We start from the raw sequence: 19,465 nt of genomic DNA on the forward strand, positions 1-19,465 counted from the left end.
TCATTCCTCCACGCTTGCGTGAAGGAATATCCGCATGGTTGAACCAGTTGTGGATAGCGAAGGTCCAAACGAGCCGCACCGCCGCGGACAGTCAATGTAGGAAGAGGAACACTTACCCGTGAGCACGCAAGCAACCCCCGCAAGCGACGTCCGTGATGTCATCATCGTAGGTTCTGGGCCTGCCGGATACACTGCAGCGATCTACACAGCCCGCGCTGATCTGAAGCCGTTGATGATCGCTGGCTCCGTGACCGCTGGTGGCGAACTGATGAACACCACCGATGTCGAGAACTTTCCCGGGTTTCCCGAAGGCATCATGGGCCCGGATCTCATGGAAAATCTTGGCCAACAGGCCGAGAGGTTCGGCACGGAAGTGATGTACGAAGACGTTACATCCGTCGAACTCGAAGGCGCCATCAAGACTGTGACACTTGCTGACGGGCAAGAATTCAAAGCCCGCACAGTGATCATTTCCACAGGATCCGCGTACCGTGAAATGGGTGTCGAGGGTGAAAAACGCCTCGTGGGACACGGTGTGAGCTCATGCGCCACGTGTGACGGCTTCTTCTTCAAGGGCCACGACATCGCCGTCATTGGTGGTGGTGATTCCGCCATGGAAGAGGCTATCTTCCTGACGAAGTTTGCGGAGACCGTCACTGTTGTCCACCGCAGGGACACTCTGCGCGCCTCCAAGATCATGGCTGACCGGGCCTTGAACCACCCGAAGATCAAGTTCGTTTGGGACAGCGCCGTTGACGCCGTTCTCGGTGATGCAAAGGTCAGTGGAGTTCGGCTCAACAACCTCATCACCGGTGAGAAGAGCGAACTTGCTGTAACAGGCGTATTCGTTGCTATAGGCAACGATCCTCGTGTCGATTTGGTCAAGGGGGTTCTTGACCTCACTGCAGCAGGAACCATTGCCGTTGAAGGCAGAACTTCCAAAACCACCCTTCCGGGCGTCTTCGCAGCTGGAGACGTTGTGGACCCCACCTACCGTCAGGCAATTACCGCGGCCGGTTCCGGATGTGTTGCTGCACTTGATGTAGAGCACTACCTAGCCGACCATGATTCTTAAGAGAAAGTAGTTCATTATGAGCAACGCCAAGAGCGCAACAGATGCAACATTCAGCGATGAAGTTTTGAACTCCGAGAAGCCTGTAATTGTGGACTTCTGGGCTGAGTGGTGCGGCCCCTGCCGCAAGCTCGGGCCCATCCTGGATGAAATCTCTGTGGAGTATGCTGACAAGGTCGACGTCGTCAAGGTTGATGTTGACGCCAACCCGGCCATTTCAGCCAAATATGGAATCACCTCCATTCCTGCCGTATATCTCTTCCAAGGTGGCGAGGTGCGGAGCACAGTTGTTGGCGCACGTCCCAAGCAGTACTTTGAAAAGGAATTTGCAGAGTACCTGAAGTAGGGTCTTTTCTTTGATTTTTCGGGTGTGGATCGGACCCAGTCCGATCCACACCCATTTAACCAACCTTTAGGGCTTCTCCCAGAATGATTCTAAGCACAAATATTCTGGGCGACATTTTCTGAGAACAGACCCCAAAGGCTTCCATTCCGACGCTTTCGGTTAAAATCATGCTGTTCAAGATCTGCATCTTGTTTCACGTGAAACAAATTTTGGTGGCCTGGTGAGTAGAGACCCAGATGGTGTGTCAGCCTGTATTTTCGGATATTGTTCTCACAATCGAAAATCCGCACTCCAGCCCAAAGAGCGGACTCTCTCGGCATCACCCAAATTGCAATGGAATCACCAGTAGCGAATGGCTAAGGAAACAAATGCCCTGGGTGTGTTTAGTCCCCACCCACCTCCCACCGTCGTGAAGATCCGGATTCCAACTTAGGAAGCGACGACTACAACTATTGATCAATCCCAAATAACACTAGATGCATGGTCACCAACTGAGAGTGGTGCCGCCTGACATCATTGATGGTGATCAATATGGATGACTGGGTAACTATGAACTGCCGCTATGCGAACGGCAGATTTCGACATGGGAACTGATGAAGCAGCTGGATCTTCTAGGTGGGACCGTGGATCGGATATTGTCGGAAGAGACCATGACACGGAACGAAAGCAGGCCAGCTCGATTCTCTTTCGACGTGCTAAGAATGACGTGCGGCGTCTGCTAGCCAGGATGCCGCGGATGCCGCCGACGGTAATGGCCGAGCAGGTGGGCTGGTTCGGGTCCTCTTCTCATCGTTGAACCGGGGTTAGGTCGCCGCGATCCGGTTGGAGAACGCCCTATACGAACTCACAGCCCGGCGCGTTCATGAGCCAAGCAAGGCCTTGAAATATGTTCCCCAGGGTACAGAGCACTGAAATCAAGCTGCTGTCCCCGTGACATCCAGGTTCAAAAGGCAGAGTGGAGACAGTGAACGGGTTCTTCCAGCGCGTTGCCATGCCCGGGCCCGACTTCATTGACCTCATGACTTCAATCAACAACTCGATGCGTGGTTGCCGCACGCCAATGACCGCTACACATGCACCCGCCACGGTACGCAGGCAGATGTGGTCATAGCGGACCGGGCGGCGATGCATCCGCCGGGCTCGAGAGCTCCCGACTTTGTCTTCCGGAAGAAAGTTCGCCTACCTTCTATCTCCTACGTGCGCGTGCTTTCCAATGACAAATCCGTGGATCCTTCCACAATCGGGCGGCTCGTGCAGGTCACCGCCGGGCCCACGGTACTGCCCAGGCATGAACGCCACTGGGCCAGACACCAGATCTATACCGACCCCGACCCCGTCAAGCGAGCCGTTGAACTACGCAGGGACTACCGCACCTCCATGACCACGAAACCGCCCAGACAGGCCGTAGTTGAGGAACACGACCTCTGTGTTTACCATGAAGCTTTCGGTATCCCCGCCGAGACTGGAGCGGAGTCCGCTGATCATGCAAGGGCGGTGCTGTAAACGCGGTAGCAGCCACTGATGATAACGACATTGAGGGAATATACCCGCGTCTTGCGGGCACCACGTATCGGGGACAGCCGGCACCTAGCTGATACCGCACGCCACAACGGGTGGAGCCACGACGAATACCTTGCCGCCGTGCTCTCCCGAGAAGTCTCTGAACGGGAAGCTTCCTGTGCTGCGTTGCAGATCAAGGCCGCGAAGTTTCCCTGCCGCAAACCTTTTGGAGGAGTCCAATTTCGACCATCAACCCGCCGACGACCGTTCCTGAGTAGCCCACCTGGGCAGCGGTTAAACCCTTCCAAGCGCTTCGATTCCAAAGGATATTACTGCTGAGAGCCGCACCCTACCTTGCGGTTCTGCTGGCTGGTTGTGCGGATGCCGTGACTGCCCTACCGACCCATCAATACTGGTGTAATGCCCCGAGACAATCACTGCACGAACTCCTGAAAACCTTCACCCCCATTACCTCTTTACTAGCCCCAAAACGAGAAAGAATGGGGGTTGTTGGCCTGTCGGTCCCGGGATGATTAAGTCACCCAGTCATTGATGATCCGAGGGGATGTTGTCACCGGAACTCGATAGGCGCCAGGGGATCGCTGATGGGGACCAGATCAGCACAACGAATGAGCGTGTAAGTGAGCTGTAACGAAAGATGCCGAGCCTTGCCGCCGTAGGACATGCCAACACAGTTTCACAGAACACTATTTCAGGGAGGTTTGCGTTGATCAAGGAGCATGACCAAGTCGATATCTTCATCGGTGTTGATGTCGGCAAGTGAAATCATCATGCGGTCGCCATCGACCACAATGGCAAGAAACTTCTTGACCGGGCACTGCCCCGGGACGACGCAAAACTACAAGCAATCATCCGCTCCGTTGCCAAGAAAGGCACCGTGTTGTTGATCGTGGATCAGCCCTCGACCATTGGCACCTTGCCGGTAGCGGTGGCCCAGGGGCGAGGATATCCTGGTCGGCTACATTCTAGGTCTGGCGATGCGTCGTATCGCTGATCTGCACCCCGGTGAGGCGAAGACAGACGTGTTAACCGAACTACCCAAGTCCAGCGGGGGAAACCATAGCCGGAGCCACAGTGCGTCAGCTAGGTTCTGTTCCCATGGACAACGAAGAGTACGTCCCACAGGATCTGGCCTCGTTGGAGGTGGCTCTGGCGGGTTCCCTGGTTGCGACTGGCGAACCCTTCGAGCCGTATCGGCTGGTTGACGCTTCAGGGAAGGGCATTGGGCCGGCGGCGGTCTACCTCGCCGAGTTGCTGGCCTGTGGTCGGTCGGTGAAGACGCTGCGCTCCTACGGCATGGACCTGTTGCGGTGGTTTCGGTTCTTGTCTGCACTGGAGGTGGAGTGGGACCAGGCGACCCGGGTCGAGGCGCGTGATTTCTGTCGGTGGTTGCAGGTTGCCCGGAAACCGGTGCGGCCTCACTGGCGATATCCAGGTGGTGACGGGCCCGCTTCCGAGGCGAGGCGTGGGACTGAAATGGCGGATCCATGGCCGGGAGGGGTGCCGGACGCTGACCGGTATGCCGCGGTGACGGTTGCGCATTGCGAGAGCGTGTTGCGCAGTTTCTACGATTTCCATTTGGAGGCGGGCTCCGGGCCGATGCTCAACCCCTTTCCGCTAGCACGGGCCCGGGCAGGTTCCGGGGCCCGCGCGCAGCACAACCCTAATGAAGGATTTGGTGGCAAGCGCGGGGGCCGGTATCGGCCCAAGGTTGTCACCCGGGCGCCACGGGCGATTCCCGATAGGCAATTCGATCAGTTGTTTGCCAAGCTGGGGTCCCATAGGGATCGGGCTTTGGTGGCGTTTTGGGTCTCGACCGGCGCCCGGGCCTCGGAATTGCTGGGTGCCACGGTGGCTGACGCTGATCCCGGGCAGCAGCTAATGACTGTGATCCGCAAGGGCACCGGCGCGCTGCAGCCCTTGCCGGCTGCACCGGATGCTTTTGTTTGGTTGCGCCTTTATCAGGTGCAAGTGCAGGGCCTGGTTCCGGCGGGCCGGGATGAACCGTTGTGGTGGACGTTGCGTCGTCCGTTCAGGGCTTTGAGCTATGACGCGGCGCGGGCGATGTTTGACCGGGCGAATACGGCGTTGGGCACGCATTGGTCGCTGCACGACCTTCGGCACACGGCTGCGTACCGAATGGCACGGGATCCGCTGATGCCCCTGACCGACGTGCAATGGGTTCTCGGCCACGCGTATTTGTCGACCACCCAGCGCTATCTGAACCCGGTGACCGAGGAGGTGATTGCCGGTGTGTTGGCCTTCCACGCCCGGCAGCGCCTGCGGGATCCCGGTCCCACTCCCGCCCCGGATTACCGGCCCGAGAGCATGCAGATCCTCTTCGGGAATGACCCCTGATGAACAGCAACGACCAGTTGACCGACACACCGGCGGTAAGCATCCCGGCTGCGGACCACGCAGTGGCAGGCAGGATGGTGGCGCTAACGGGCGCGCAGTTGAAGGTCGGGTTCCCCGCCCGCGAGCTCGAGTCCTCGTGGCTTTCGACGTGTCAGGATCGTGTTGCGGTGCTTGAACGTGTCTTCGCGGCCCCGTTCAGGCTGGAGAACCCCAGCAGCCAGCGACCCCGGGATGCTGGGGTTCGGTCGGTGCTGGGCTGGCTCTCGTCATTCCCCGGCGAGACTTGGCAGCAGCGATGGCAAGCCAGCGGGGCCGAGGCCGCCGGTGACTGGCGGGACCTGTTCAACGAGGAATCCGTCAGCCGGGGGCCAGCCGGTTCCCCGGTACCGCATCCAAGTGTTGGGTTGTTGGTCCTGATTTGTTCCGACGTGATCCGGCCGAGTCTGGGTTGGCTCTTGCTCTTCGCCCCGGTCCGTCGATCGTTGGCCAGTGAAATGGCTCGCACGCGTGATGGACAGGCGTTTTCTGCCATGAACCGCACGTGCGTCGACGAAGAGGTTGGCCTGCAAGCCGGCCAGCAGGCGCTGACCCATATTGCGGTGATCATGGCGGCGAAGGGAGGGCTTGTTGCCAACGTGGAAGTCGGCGATTGCGTTGAGCTGCTGGAGCTCACGGCGGGACTCCCCACGCGTTCCAACGGTTTTATTCGCAGCCCGCTGTTCTATCAGCTGCTGCGCTGGCATGGAGTCTTGGGCCAGGAGGCGCCCGCCGCGATTGAAATGTTCTCCGGCAACGGCCAGCCCACCTGCGAACAGCTAATCGACCGCTACAACATCAAGTGCCATCCGGTGAGGGACGTGCTCGTAGATTACTTGCGGGAACGCCAGATCGCCATGGATTTCTCTTCATTGCAACGCACGGCCTATTTGGTGGGTAAGTTGTTCTGGGCCGACCTCGAATCCCATCACCCGGGGATCGATTCACTGAAGCTCCCACGCGACGTCGCGTCTTCCTGGAAAAAGCGGGTCATGACCCGCACCCGCACCAGCACCACCCCCAACGGCCAACAGGTGCAGCGGACCACGGAGCGGCTCGATGGCCGCAGCGTGCTATCGGCGGTGCGGGTCTTCTACCTGGACCTGGCCGAGTGGGCCGATGAAGACCCTGCACGGTGGGGTCCGTGGGCGGTGCGTTGCCCGGTCAATGCCACGGATGTCTCCCACAAGAAAACACGGTTGGCACGCAAATCCCGGACAGACCAGCGGACCCGCGAACGCCTGCCGGTGTTGCCCGCACTGGTCTCGTGGGTCTACTCCGAACGGGAACGCACCAGCCAACTGCTCGCGGCCGCCAAACGCACCGACCCCGGCGAACTCTTTACCGCTGAAGGCCAACCAATGCGCCGCTCGGAGATGAAGACACCCGGTGGCAAGCACACCTGGGCCGAGCCCCCGGACGGCGGGAAACGAGTTGACCTCATGTTTGAAGAGCACCGCGCATTCTGGACCTGGGCCATGGTCGAAGTGCTGCGTCACACCGGCATCCGCATCGAGGAACTTTGCGAGCTCTCGCACCACAGCCTGATCCAATACCGGCTGCCCGACACCGGTGCACTAATTCCCCTGCTGCAGATAGCCCCCTCCAAGACCGACGCCGAACGAATCCTGGTCATCTCACCCGAACTTGCCGATGTCCTTTCCCAGATCGTGTCCCGAATTCGCGCGGGCCAGCCCCACGTACCAGCCGTAGTCTCCTACGACAAGAATGAACGCGTCTTCAACGCGCCCCTGCCGCTGCTGTTCCAATGGCGCCGACGCCTGGAAAACCGGGCCGTCTCCGAAACCGCCCTGCGCCACTACCTCGACCACGCTCTGGACGGGATCGGCATCAAGGACGGTGGCGGGAACCCGATGCGCTACACCTTCCACGATTTCCGCCGGCTCTTCATCACCGATGCGATCATGCACGGCATGCCACCACACATCGCCCAGCTGGTCGCCGGCCACCGCGACATCAACACGACCATGGGATACAACTCCGTCTATCCCGAGGAAGTCATCAAGGGCCACCGGGAATTCATTGCCCGCCGCCGATCCCTACGTCCGGTCCAGGAATACCGCACCCCTACCGACGCGGAATGGGCCGAGTTCATCGGCCACTTCGAACACCGCAAGGTCGCCCTGGGTGACTGCGGCCGCTCTTACGACACACCCTGCATCCACGAGCACAGCTGCCTGCGCTGCCCGCTGCTGCGGCCCGATCCAACGGCCAGGCCACGGCTGATCCAGATCCGCGATAATCTCATCGACCGAATCAAGGAAGCCGAGGCCCACCGCTGGCTCGGGGAAGCCGAAGGGCTGAAAGTCAGTCTCGCCGGCGCCCGGGCCAAACTGACCGAAATGGATCAAATCACCGCCCGCCGCACCACCACCACCCAGCTGGGCATGCCAACTTTCACCCAAGCTGCCGGCCGGACCAACATCCAGCAAAACCATGAAGATGAAAGCTCGCAATGACGCCGGATAGCCCTGAAATTCTTAGTTCGGAGAAGATGTCCGGGATGCTGCCATCGTCACCGAAGCCGCCCGCACATTGCCGCACACGCTGCGCTCCATCGTGCTCGCCGATAAACTAACTGCGGAGCTCACCATGTTGTGTGGCTTTGATGACGATTTGGCCAAGCAGGCCATCTCGACCTCGAACAGGATCCGCGGACTGCTCACCCAGATCCATCCAGCCCTGGAACGGGTCGAGGGCAAGCAGGTGGAGCACCCTGCCATGGCCGAACTGCTGATCAAATACCCTACTCCGGACAATCTGTGCAAAGCGGGCCAGGCTTGCGACGCTGTTGTCGCGGTACGCGCCACGGGCTGGAAAGGGCTGGGTGGCAGAGGTGTTCAACGCGTTGGGTGAACAGAGCGTCGTGGTTGCCGGCACGAACGCTGCCGGGACGGTCCTGCAGCAACTCGCGGCGATGTCCAAGCAGCTGCGCACCTCCAGGGATCAGATGCTCACCCAAATCGAAGCCCTGGTGGAGGCCCACCCTCAAGACCAACGTCCAGTCCTACATGCCTGCAGTCGGAGTCAGCGCAGAAGCACGCATCCTCACCGAAGTTGCGGGCAAGGAATTCAAGACCTCCGGCCACCTCGCCTCCTACGCCGGACCCGCACCAGTGACGTGGCGATCAGGAACCTCTACCCGCAGTGACCACCACTCTAGAAAGGGCAACAAGACACTCAAACGGGCGTTCTTCCTCTCCGCATTTGTCGCCCTGAAAGACCCTCTACGACGCACCAGCCACCAACCCGGCTAACCAATCAAAGACAGCAGCTGCCGGACACACATCTGCAGCCACTTTCCCTTACCAAAAATAGTTGTTCATTATTTTAGGTAGCAGAACGGATAAACCCCTTGAGGATGAACATAGGAATACCCTCCGGCAAATAAGTATAGGCGCCGCCCGGGTCTGACTGTCGCGACTGAACCTGTAGCCCACGCCCTCGTCACCAATCAACGGCTCCCACCACGGCAGCACGGCGACGGCAAACGACCAGGAGAGGTCCACCGTAAAATCGGCAGCAGCAATAACCATGGCGACAACACTGATGTCTACGGAGGGTCCACTGCCTGCTCATACTACTTCGGCGGGGACCCGTGCCCATGAGTTGAAGATCCCCTCTTCGACAGTCCATTCTTGTGCCAAGTCCCCTAACACTTCGGCAAGCCTGCCACCCTGCTACCTTTCGCTCCACCCGCACTCAGCTGCGCCTCACTGCCAGGGTCCCGATCGAGAATAAGAAAGCTGAGGGAACGGTGGTGTGCGGTGGCCTAAGCCAACCACAGGAAAATTTGCTACCGGCGGCAAAAACTGGCACTATTGCGCCCACTAGAGCGCTAGCTGGATGGAGGGGACCGGAGCAATCCTTATCGAGTTCACCCGCAAACTCGTGGCAAACGCTCATACTCCTAGTGGATACTTACATCCCACGTGAAAGCCCTCGAGCACGACAGAACCGCCAACGCAGACTATACACCCAAGGGCCAAACACCAGAATGAGCAGCAGGCCCTCTACGCGGCTGCACACTCATCCCCATCGACAATAGAAGCATATCCGGGACCACTCCCCTGAACGGATACAACCCTCCAGAAGCCACCGACAACCACACCCTCGCCTTGCCCAAGCATGCTTTGGCGCCCCGAAAAGTGTTACTCGATTTGTTTAATATGCTGAAGAAGAGCCCATGCGAATACGCCAGATCGTTTCACGTGAAACAACTGGTACGTCCTAAGGTGTTGGACCAGGTTGATCTGCAGCATTGTTCGCTTTCCTGCATCTCGAGTTCCCCATTTAGTGTCACGGCTCACTTGGGAAGCCGCCATGACCGCCGTGACTATGGTCAGTCACACTTGAACCCAACTCCTCTGTGAGCCAAGGTGCAGAGGAAATCCCGGCCACAGGATGCCATTCACACTTCTCTGGGAGTGTATTCGACGTATTCTCTGGTCTTGGACTCCACTTATGATCCTGAATGTTGCTTAGTTAGACCCACAGACCCCAAGCCGCGCGCATACAAAATTTGGCCCTCTCCCAGTCAAACATCTGAGTAGTTCACCCTTGCGACAGTCCGGCACTGCTACATCAGGAAAAAGGAGACCAGAGGTTCTCCCCACAGGTCGAACTTTTCATAGCCAGCCAAGGAGCCAGTTGCCGGCGGGTTTCGTCCGCAGGTGGTTAGTAGGCATGGTGTAGGAACGTCTGGAACGGCTCGGCGCTTGGGTGTCAGTCTTCCACTCAGGGCGGCGTAAAAACGCTGACAAGTCTGCTTGTCAAGGGCCATGAGTTTGTGCCCACCAGCGGCCACTTCTTCTGCCCGCTGGTGGCCAGCAAAACTGCCCGGATATGGCCATGAGATCTGCCCACAAATATAGATGCGTGGTTGACCATACCGGTGCGGTGTTTTAGCTCAGTTGGGTCACTCCCTTCCCTGCTAGGGCCTGGGTCAGCCTGACGGAGTCGCCGCTGGTCTGACAGACATGTGCATGATGCAGCAGTCGGTCCACGGTTGCCGTGGCCAGGGTCTTGGGCATGAGCTCGTCGAATCCGGCCGGGTGCAGGTTGGAGGAGATCGCGATGGAGCGTTTCTCGTAGGCAGCGTCAACGACTCTGTAGAGTCCTTCGGCGGCGTCAGTTCCCACAGGTAAAAGGCCAATGTCATCAATCACCACCAAATCAGCGCGCAGCACCCGGGTTATGGCGCGGGTAACGCTGTCGTCGGTGCGGTGGGCGCGGATGAGCTGTCCGAGGTCCTCGAGCCGGAACCACGCGACCTTGAGTCCTTCTTCGACGGCTTGCTGGCCCAGGGCTTCGAGGAAGAATGTTTTCCCGGTGCCGGAGGGGCCGCAGACGACAAGGTTTTCCCCGCGGCGGATCCATTCCAGGGTTCGCAGGGCTTGCTGGGTCGGGGTTGGGATCGAGGATGCCTCCGGGTCCCAGGCATCGAAGGTTTTCCCGGTCGGGAACCCGGCGGCCTTGCGGCGGGTGGCGAGCGTTGAGGCGGCACGGCCACGTATTTCCTCGGTGAAGAGGGCCTTGATGATCTCGACTGGTTCCCAGCGCTGGGCGCGGGCGGTCGCGATGAGTTCCGGTGCTAGGGCCCGGGCATGGGGCATCTTCAAAGACCGCATCATCGCCTCTACGTCATCGGGCAGTGCCGGGGTGGTGTTGAGCGGGTTCACGGCTGTACTTCCTTGCTGCTGGTGATGGCGGCCCAGGCACTGGTGCCCTGGGTCAGAGACGCGTCCTCGCTGGCGGCGTGGGTGAGGGTACTGGCCCTGCCTGCTTGCAGGATTGAGGAGAGATCTCCGTGGGCGAAGCGTCCGTGGATCGCCGCGGTACCCAGGGCCCGGTCAACCTCGATGACGCCGGCGATCTTCGCCAGGGAGACGGCCTCAGCCATTTTCTGGTTCATCCGTGAGGTGCCGATGGCGGCGGCTTCCTTCAACCAAGTGACGGCGCCACCACCGATTGCCAAGAACTCCGCCTCGGCCCCGTTGCGGGCCCGCGGCGTGTAATCGCCCGGGATCTTCTCCACATAGCCAGGGAAATGCTCATCGTTTATCGCCGGACTCCCTGGCCGGGCCCTGCCGTGGCGGGCGACCTCCACCGGGCCGGCGGGCCCGTGGTGAACGATGACGATTTTCTCATCCGGACCAGCACCGTGGGAACGGACAAACACCTTCTGCCCCAGCAGGTGGGACGGGACGGAGTACATGGCGTTGTTGAACGTGACCATGGGCGTGTTCGGCGGCACCGTACGGGCCAGCCCAAAGGAGACCGTGTGGGCGTCATCCGGAACCCGGTGCAGGCGTAGGACTTCCTCGGCGAGCATCGCCGCCGGTTTGCGCTTCGTTGCCCGGTGTTCACGGGTGTTGATGTGGGTCATGAACTCCTCACACGCGGCCTCCACCTCGGCGAAGGAGCCGTACGCCTCTCGCAGGTTCGTATTCCTGGGCACGATGTCAGCCTTGGCGACCTTCACCGCGTTCTCCACCCCGCCCTTGGAGGCTGGATCCGCCGGTTGACACGTCAATACCGTCACGCCGTAGTAGCGGGCAAAATCCACGGTTTGCAGGTTCCGCACGGGCACTCCTGCCACATGGGAGACCGTCACCGTCTTCTCGTTATCTGTCAGGACGTAAGTCGGTGCCCCGCCAGCGATGCGGAAGGACCTATCCAGGGCCGCGAACACCGATGGCGCCGTCCTATCCCGCAGTGCGATGACGATCCGGAACCGTGACCAGGCCAGCCAAGCAACGAACAACACCGTCTTCACGCCGTCAATGTAAGGGCCGTCTCCGAAATCATATTGTAGCCAGCCGCCAGGCTCGGTGATCCAGGGCCGGTGCACGCGCACCCGTCCGAGCTTCCACTCGGCTTTGACCTGGGCCATCGCGCGGCGGGTGGAACGCTCAGACCCCGTATAGCCCATGCCCACCAGCTTTTGGTGGGTGACATCGGCCCGGATCCGGCCCCGTGTCTTTTCCACGAGCTCCTCGATCTTGGGCAGGTACTCATCGGTGATCTTGTCCCGGGACATCGGTTCCGCCAAGGGCCGCCCGGCATCGCGGGCGGCGACGTGCTTGGCCACGGTGTGATGCGAACAGCCCGTCAGCTGGGCTGCGGCACGCAACGACTTCGTAAGATCGTACGCTTCAAGAATTTCCATGATTTCTCCGTCAGACTTCATACAGAGCCTCTTCCTGGTTTGGTTTGGTGCGACTAGACACCGACATCAAACCCCAGGAAGGGGCTCCCGCCGTTAAGAACACGGCGATGCTAGAAAATAAGAGTGGGCAGATCTCATGGCCACCAATGGGCATTTCTGCTGGCCATCAGTGGGCAGTTACGTGGCCGCCTATGGGCAGTTTGCCATGGCCGCTAACATCTGCTAGCGCTGATCCTAGATCACCGTTCCTAAACGATGTACCACTAGGGCTTCGAAAGCACACCTCCATGGATACGATGAAGAAGGTATTTTCTTAGCCTGGCTCCCTCATTCTGAGCCTGAAATCGCAGTCTGAATCTAAATCGCACTCAAAATGCACTACAGCGAGCAGCTCAGTCCCCATTTAGACCCTTTGGGCGCTATTGGTGGGGCTCCAACATGTGTGACGCCAGACGGTAAATAGATGTTCGTTGTCTTGCATGTGGCGACTAGTCGGTCAGCATTCCACCAGCGACAAATATATAGGTGGTTACAGCCTGAACTTTTCGCCGTGCCAACTGCTGCCCTCTTTGTTGGGTTTAGGCTGTGATCGCAAAACCTCTGGCTATGGTCGATGTCCTTTCCATAAGCGCCTAACTACCCCCTGTCCGTCTTCCAAGGCGGCTTGCATCCGCATCGCATTACGCATGTCCCCTATGTTGGTCGCACACGGTGTCCCGTGGGGCATATGTGTCGCGCGCCGCATTATTTGGTGATGGGGGTCATCCTGGATGACTATATTCGCTCTGGGGTCTAGTTTTCATTGGATAGGAAAGCGTGAAGACCAAACCTACTATTCCTGCCGAAGCCTAAGATTTTTTGCAATATGGGTGGCAGCGTATTTTTTACGGCCCTCTCGGTGGGTACTATATCCGTTGCCTGTCGTTGCTGATTCCACACGAAGTGGTACTTTCCCACCGGCAGGCCTGACAGACGAAGGTATTAGCATGCACGGTGATCTGGCGAACAAGAGCGGACAAGCTGTTAATCGTGGGCACCGTGGAGGAACCCGAGGTAACCTTCCGGGCAGTGCAGACAGCATGCCCAAAGTTCAAGGCGCGATTGCGCCCTCACTGGAATGCCCGCAACTGGACCGTGCGCGGCTTCGACGAATCACAGTTTCACATGCGTTCACGGCACGTCCGCAGTTCCAGCTGCTGTCACACCCAGGTACTGCTGCCAGGGCGCTGTCGGTGCGAAGTTTCTACGCTGTGGAGTTCATCCGGACCAAACTGGCGTCCAAGGCTGCCGGCAACAGCCACCACACCGTCGCTCTAGAGCTGGGGCACCCCTTCTCGCCGATGCAGCATCACCTACCGGCACCCAGTGACCACTGATCCGAAGTTTTAGGCCGCGAAGGGGCACTTCACGCGAGGTAAACCACACAGGTTGCCACTCCTCGCCCAAGGGGTGAGACGACCGTACCCTACCTTGTCCTGTCATACCCGAAACAGATATCCCATGATGACGACGGGAACGAGGCTGCCTATGTTCGCGGCAGCATACCGATCACATCTTCATGATGACGAACAAACCCACCAATCTCATCGTCCACTATGAGCGACGTTTGACAGGCCGCCCTTATTCGCCCCGAAAAGCTCTCCGTATTCTCTGCAGTCCTATCCGCTGAAAGAGCATGCCGTCGACTGTTTCCCCGTGACGGCACAATAGTTGGATCGTTGTTGTACCTCATGCCCTAGCCTGCCTGACTGAGATGGTGGGCAGACACGCAAAAGCACTGCATGTATTCCCGACAAGCAAAGACAAACCTTCCCCCGGCTAGGCTAAAAGATCGCCCCTCGGTGCTTACCCTCGAGCTGGCCACGCTGCGAGCTTGGCCATCGGTGGTGGATCCGTGTAGTCGATCAAAGGATAGTCGTCCCGATGTTATCCTCAAGCATGAACAAGAAGAAGTCTCAAGCAGCCCTGGTGGGTCACGACAGAAACGTCATATTTGACTAGGAGACAACTCTTTCCGTGCTCCATACTTTGATGCGAAAAGGCCTGGGATCTCAGCCAGCCTTGAAAACAAGGCCGACGGCAGAATGTGTGCCCTCACGGATCCTTGACCATTCGATAACGGAACATCCAATGCCTATCAATAGTGCTGTGGGAGGTCTTGTTTCACGTGAAACACAAAGTTTTCCATTGTGCTTACTCCTGCTCTCATCTACACGGATGGCCTACCTCTCATCTGGCAGAGTCATACCTACGCTTGTTTAAGCTGCGCTTCCACTTGAATCGTGGAAACCCCCATCTTCGCCTTCGCTGGTTCAGACATGACACGTATGACCTCCTAATACGTTCGGAATAGAGTCTCACGGATGGAATCTTCAGATTCGATGACAATTACAGAGACTCTTCACTACTCGAGCACATCGTCCAGTGGTATTTCCGTGCGCTGTCGTTCCGTGCGCTACCGAATCTTGATCTTCTTGGTACTGGCCATGAAATTCTCGAGCTTCCTCACTGACGGACTATTCTATTCATCGAGTCGGCCGGTTCGCCCCACATTCTGATAAGCAACTCACACCAGAAGGATCCATTCTTCGCATTCTCGCTCTGCTACCTAGGGATGGGTGTGTATGTGACGTCCTCGATTTCAATGATGCTGCGCTGGCAACTCTGGAGCGCCAAGGGTTCAACTTCAAACGCTATTTAGGCATTGATTTAGGCAGATAGCTGGCGACCCTGGACTGTTCCAGGGTCGCCAGAACCTAAGCAGCATCAACAAGCCCTGTGTGTCCATCTCGCGGCCTCCTATCCCGCCCGTGGCCATCGACCTACCGGATACCATATGACTCGTTGAGCAGGCAGCGGGGCAAACTTAAACACAACGCTCATAGTCTTCCAAACAGTTGCTTAGCGAAATCCTTAGGGTTCTGTTAGGACACAAATGAGCGAGTGATGTTACGGACTCCCTCCTACTAATGGCAAACCGTCTTTAGACAATCAAGACAATAGGCTATCCACACATTGAGGGCACCAGGCACCTAAGGAGTCAGGTGCTCCCTAATCTTCTGGGCCAAGAATGAGCTACTTCTGCACCAAGCACACAGACGTTCCATGCTCGGCAACCCAGCAACAAGATTCATTTGGCCTGGATCAACGTTGCTATATCGGATCATCGCAAGTCCCTTCATGATTCCTCTGAGATGAGTCGGTACGGTATCAGGGCGATATATCTGAAGAATTGGGCCAATCAGTGACACACCTAATATGGCACTTTTGCTGTATCAGAGACGATGACTACGTCTCTTCCTTTGTTCTCGTTCAACTCTCCGCTTGACCGAAATCGTGACACTTTTCCGGAAGCTTACACGGAGTATTGCCACTCAACGCGACCTAGGGTGAGCGCACGGACTTATGCTTTCCTCTACAGAATGGAGTGTTCCAATTTCTGACTCGGTTCTCCCAACAGGAGGTCATGCTGATGCTAATGGAGGACTCAGACCCAGAGGACTGCACAGTATTCTAGTCCCAGTGTTTTCGCCGAATCTTAACCACGAACTTTTTCCAGACTGACAGTCCTAGTAATACGTCCCCTGTTCCCAGCTTCATACTGATCAGGAAGTGGACTGCTGCCCAGTTTCTATCCAATTCTGAGCAGCTAGTCCAGAGTGACTCAATACATGCCCGGTGTCTCCACAAGGAGCTATTTGGATCTTTTGAATTACGCCGCCTAGCCTACCAGCGGTAGCTTTTACTCCTGGTACGGACCTCGCTGCCCATGAATCCGGAATCGCTGGTGCCGGAAGTAGATATACAAAGTCTTACAGGAATCACGAGCTCCGGTGCGACCCACTCGCCGGCTTCGCTGAACCCTAATCGGTCCATCTTGTTTCACGTGAAACATTACGCACCAATGCTGGGACCGATAATATGTACATGAAATTGGGTGGTCAAGACTTTACTCTGTCACGACTATTGCCCTTACAATGATTCCTGAAGAAAACACTCTAACGAACTATCGGCTGTGTTTCACGTGAAACACAGCCGATAGTAAGATACTAAAACTAGCTACCGCCTGGACTCAAAACATCCATGATCCGATTTAGATCTTCAACGGACGCGAATTCGATGCTTACCTTGCCCTTACGAGCTCCAAGCGAGATCTTAACATTCGTATCCAATCGGTCAGCCAACGTACCAGCCAGAAAATCCAGTCTTTCGTGGCGGGGACTGGGCGTCTTACTGCCAGGCTTATGCCCTGGAACCGGTATATGGTAGAGCTGAACGGCTTCCTCTGTTGCTCTTACAGACATGCCTTCAGCAACAATCTTCTGAGCCAGCAGCTCCATTGCATCGGAATCGGGCAATGCCAATAGTGCACGCGCGTGCCCCGCCGACAAAACGCCGGCAGCAACTCTTCGTTGAACGACTGGTGGCAGTTTCAAAAGGCGCAGTGTGTTGGAGACCTGCGGCCGCGAGCGTCCAATTTTGTCCGCAAGCTGTTCGTGTGTTGTCCCGAAATCCTCCAACAGTTGCTGGTAAGCAGCAGCCTCTTCAAGTGGATTCAGCTGACTGCGGTGCAAGTTCTCCAATAGCGCATCGCGGAGAAGATTGTCGTCCGTCGTTTCACGAACAATTACGGGGATAGTCTCAAGTCCGGCGGCTTGGCTTGCTCGCCATCGACGCTCGCCCATGACCAGTTCGTAAGGCTGATCGCCAATCTCCGTTGATTCTCGAACAACGATGGGCTGCAGAATACCGATTTCTCGTACTGAATGTACGAGTTCTGCCATTTCGTCTTCGTCGAAAACTGTTCGTGGCTGTTTTCGGTTTGGATGAATCTGCCCCACAGGAAGTTCCATGAACCTCGCTCCAGGTACCTCTACAAGTTCCGGTGGTACATCGACAACCACCTTTTTCTCCTGTTGCGCAGAGCTTACACTGGGCTTACGTCCTTTGGGCTCGGGAAAAAACAAATCAACCGGTCGTGTTGGCTGAGAAGAACCAGACTCGTCTCCTGAAGAATTGGGAATCAAAGCACCCAAACCACGACCAAGTCCCCTGCGCTTATCAGTCATTGAGACATCCTCCGTTGAATGAACCCCACCAACGTCGGGTTCTGCTGATCATCATTGTAAATTTCAAAAGTACTCTACCCGTGACTTTCTAGGTACTGGGACGCTCTGCAAGCTCAGCGGCTGCCTCAAGGTACGATAAGGCTCCAGTAGATGAAGGGTCATACGTCATAACGGTCTGCTGATAGCTCGGTGCTTCGGAAATTCTGACAGAACGCGGAATCATCGCCTGGAGCACTTGCTTCGGAAAATGCTCTCTGACATCTGCAGCCACATGAGCCGCAAGATTCGTCCGTCCGTCGTACATGGTCAACAGAATAGTTGACATCACCAGATCGGAATTCAAGTGCTTTTGAATCATCTCGATATTCTTTAAAAGCTGACTCAGGCCCTCTAGTGCATAGTACTCACATTGAATCGGGATCATAACTTCATTGGCCGCACAGAACGCATTAACCGTCAACAAACCAAGACTCGGGGGGCAATCAATGAATATGAAATCCAACCGTTCCTGGTTGTTCTGATCACGATGCTTCACATATGCATCAATGGCGCGACGAAGCCTTTGCTCGCGTGCCACGAGAGAAACGAGTTCTATCTCTGCACCCGCAAGATGGATAGTGGCAGGAACGCAGTACAATCTATCGATATCCGGGCATTCTGCGACGACTTCAGCCATCGGTATATCATTAATCAGGACATCGTAGATGCTATCAATTTCAGCATGATGTGGAATGCCTAGGGCTGTAGAAGCATTTCCCTGGGGGTCAATGTCGATCACCAAGACGTTGAGTCCAGCAGAGGCTAAGGCTGCAGCAATATTTACAGTAGTCGTTGTCTTGCCAACGCCGCCCTTCTGATTGGCGACTGTCATCACTCGGGTCCTGATAGGGCTTGGAAGACTTCGCCCCAGCAACTTTTCGCGTCGCTTGGTTTCACTCACCAATTGGCTGGCAATTGGGCTGCCTGTGTCAAAATCATTGTCTAGAGCACCAACAGCCGGATCCTTGGTTTCACGTGAAACATTACTGGCTTTCGTGCGACCAGCTTGAACAACCACTTTAGGTTGACTTGAGGTACTAGAACGCGCCGACCCCAACGACATGAACGGAGGTATCCGTTGCGAAGCTGCTTCGCTACTGGTCACGCTGACACTCTCACTTTCCTATGGCGATGGTTGCCAACCTCTAGCCTATCGGTTCAAACCCACACCAGTGGTGCTCAGCGCTACTTCACCCTTACACGGACCACGGTTGTAGGTTCCTCCAAAACATCCTGTCCAACTGTGAGCACCTCGGTGCTCACGCCACCAAGTTTCTTCAGCGTCTTCGCTGCCTTGCCAATTTCTTCCTTGGCACTCCGCCCCTTTATTGCCAGCAGTTCCCCTTGCCCCCCCAGGAGCGGAATGGTGAGCGGGGCGAGGGTGTTCAGCGCCGAGACTGCACGTGCTGTCACGACGCTGCATTCGACTTTGCCAATAGCAGCTTCCGCACGGGAACGCACAATTTCCACATTAGAAAGACCTAGATCCATGACCACCTCCTCAAGCCAGACAACCCGGCGTTCCAAAGGCTCAATGAGTGTCAGGTAAAGATCAGGCCGAGCAATTGCCAGACACAGACCCGGCAAGCCGGCTCCACTACCCACATCGGCAACCTTCACGCCGTCGTCAATCAACTCAGCAACCACGGCACAGTTCAAGACGTGGCGACTCCACAAGCGTGGAACTTCCCTAGGACCGATCAAGCCGCGTTCAATGCCCGACGTTGCCAAGTGCTCCACATAGCGTTTGGCCAGATCAAGGCGATCGCCAAAAATATGTGCCGCGGCAACGGCCTCTTGCGCCGTAAGTTCCACCACTGTTTATGTCCTCT

General features: G+C 57.1%; 10 protein-coding genes and 2 pseudogenes. 7 read left to right on the forward strand and 5 right to left on the reverse strand.

All coding sequences use genetic code 11. The annotated features are described in order from the left end of the window. Window positions 1-118: 118 nt before the first annotated feature. The 7 genes and pseudogenes from trxB to JMA46_RS17070 all read left to right on the forward strand — a co-directional run. Window positions 119-1,075: a thioredoxin-disulfide reductase gene (gene trxB / locus JMA46_RS02615; protein ID WP_207343737.1), complete on the forward strand. Its 957-nt coding sequence runs from the start codon at window positions 119-121 to the stop codon at window positions 1,073-1,075. A 16-nt stretch (window positions 1,076-1,091) separates the two neighbouring features. Continuing rightward, window positions 1,092-1,418, forward strand: a complete 327-nt coding sequence (trxA, locus tag JMA46_RS02620) for a thioredoxin (protein WP_207343738.1) — start codon at window positions 1,092-1,094, stop codon at window positions 1,416-1,418. Window positions 1,419-2,642: 1,224 nt separating this feature from the next. Further along, complete coding sequence (locus tag JMA46_RS02625) at window positions 2,643-2,921, forward strand: hypothetical protein (protein WP_207343739.1); 279 nt, start codon at window positions 2,643-2,645, stop codon at window positions 2,919-2,921. Window positions 2,922-3,645: 724 nt separating this feature from the next. Beyond that, window positions 3,646-3,961 (forward strand): annotated as a pseudogene (locus JMA46_RS02630) (transposase); the annotation flags it as partial. Window positions 3,962-4,037: 76 nt separating this feature from the next. After that, window positions 4,038-5,297, forward strand: a complete 1,260-nt coding sequence (locus JMA46_RS02635; RefSeq protein WP_207343740.1) for a site-specific integrase — start codon at window positions 4,038-4,040, stop codon at window positions 5,295-5,297. Beyond that, a complete protein-coding gene (locus JMA46_RS02640; protein ID WP_207343741.1) occupies window positions 5,297-7,813 on the forward strand; it encodes a site-specific integrase in 2,517 nt (838 codons plus the stop codon). The genes JMA46_RS02635 and JMA46_RS02640 overlap by 1 nt, the downstream gene beginning before the upstream one ends. A gap of 34 nt (window positions 7,814-7,847) precedes the next feature. Then, window positions 7,848-8,581, forward strand: a pseudogene (locus tag JMA46_RS17070) (transposase); the annotation flags it as partial. A 1,677-nt stretch (window positions 8,582-10,258) separates the two neighbouring features. On the opposite strand, the gene istB reads toward JMA46_RS17070, so the two are convergent. The 5 genes from istB to rsmG all read right to left on the reverse strand — a co-directional run bounded on the left by istB (window position 10,259) and on the right by rsmG (window position 19,451). Then, on the reverse strand, window positions 10,259-11,035 hold the full coding sequence (istB, locus tag JMA46_RS02655; protein ID WP_348770029.1) for an IS21-like element helper ATPase IstB: 777 nt from the start codon (window positions 11,033-11,035) through the stop codon (window positions 10,259-10,261). Further along, window positions 11,032-12,546 (reverse strand): IS21 family transposase, encoded by a 1,515-nt coding sequence (istA, locus tag JMA46_RS02660; protein WP_348770030.1) that lies wholly within the window; start codon window positions 12,544-12,546, stop codon window positions 11,032-11,034. Before istA ends, istB begins: the two co-directional genes overlap by 4 nt. Window positions 12,547-16,580: 4,034 nt before the next feature. Further along, complete coding sequence (locus tag JMA46_RS02665) at window positions 16,581-17,594, reverse strand: ParB/RepB/Spo0J family partition protein (RefSeq protein ID WP_207343744.1); 1,014 nt, start codon at window positions 17,592-17,594, stop codon at window positions 16,581-16,583. An 88-nt stretch (window positions 17,595-17,682) separates the two neighbouring features. Beyond that, window positions 17,683-18,738, reverse strand: a complete 1,056-nt coding sequence (locus tag JMA46_RS02670) for a ParA family protein (protein ID WP_348770031.1) — start codon at window positions 18,736-18,738, stop codon at window positions 17,683-17,685. 80 nt (window positions 18,739-18,818) lie between these two features. After that, the gene (rsmG, locus tag JMA46_RS02675) at window positions 18,819-19,451 is read right to left on the reverse strand and encodes a 16S rRNA (guanine(527)-N(7))-methyltransferase RsmG (protein WP_207343745.1); all 633 of its coding nucleotides are present in this window, start codon (window positions 19,449-19,451) and stop codon (window positions 18,819-18,821) included. Between the last annotated feature and the right edge of the window lie 14 nt (window positions 19,452-19,465).

The organism is Arthrobacter sp. E3 (genome assembly GCF_017353415.1).
In the GTDB taxonomy this organism is placed as follows: Bacteria; Actinomycetota; Actinomycetes; order Actinomycetales; family Micrococcaceae; genus Specibacter.

Coding starts and splice junctions, on each gene's coding strand:
- trxA (WP_207343738.1), top strand. CDS start 1,092: ATGAGCAACGCCAAGAGCGCAACAGATGCAACATTCAGCGATGAAGTT.
- JMA46_RS02635 (WP_207343740.1), top strand. CDS start 4,038: ATGGACAACGAAGAGTACGTCCCACAGGATCTGGCCTCGTTGGAGGTG.
- JMA46_RS02640 (WP_207343741.1), top strand. CDS start 5,297: ATGAACAGCAACGACCAGTTGACCGACACACCGGCGGTAAGCATCCCG.
- istA (WP_348770030.1), bottom strand. CDS start 12,546: ATGAAGTCTGACGGAGAAATCATGGAAATTCTTGAAGCGTACGATCTT.
- JMA46_RS02665 (WP_207343744.1), bottom strand. CDS start 17,594: ATGACTGATAAGCGCAGGGGACTTGGTCGTGGTTTGGGTGCTTTGATT.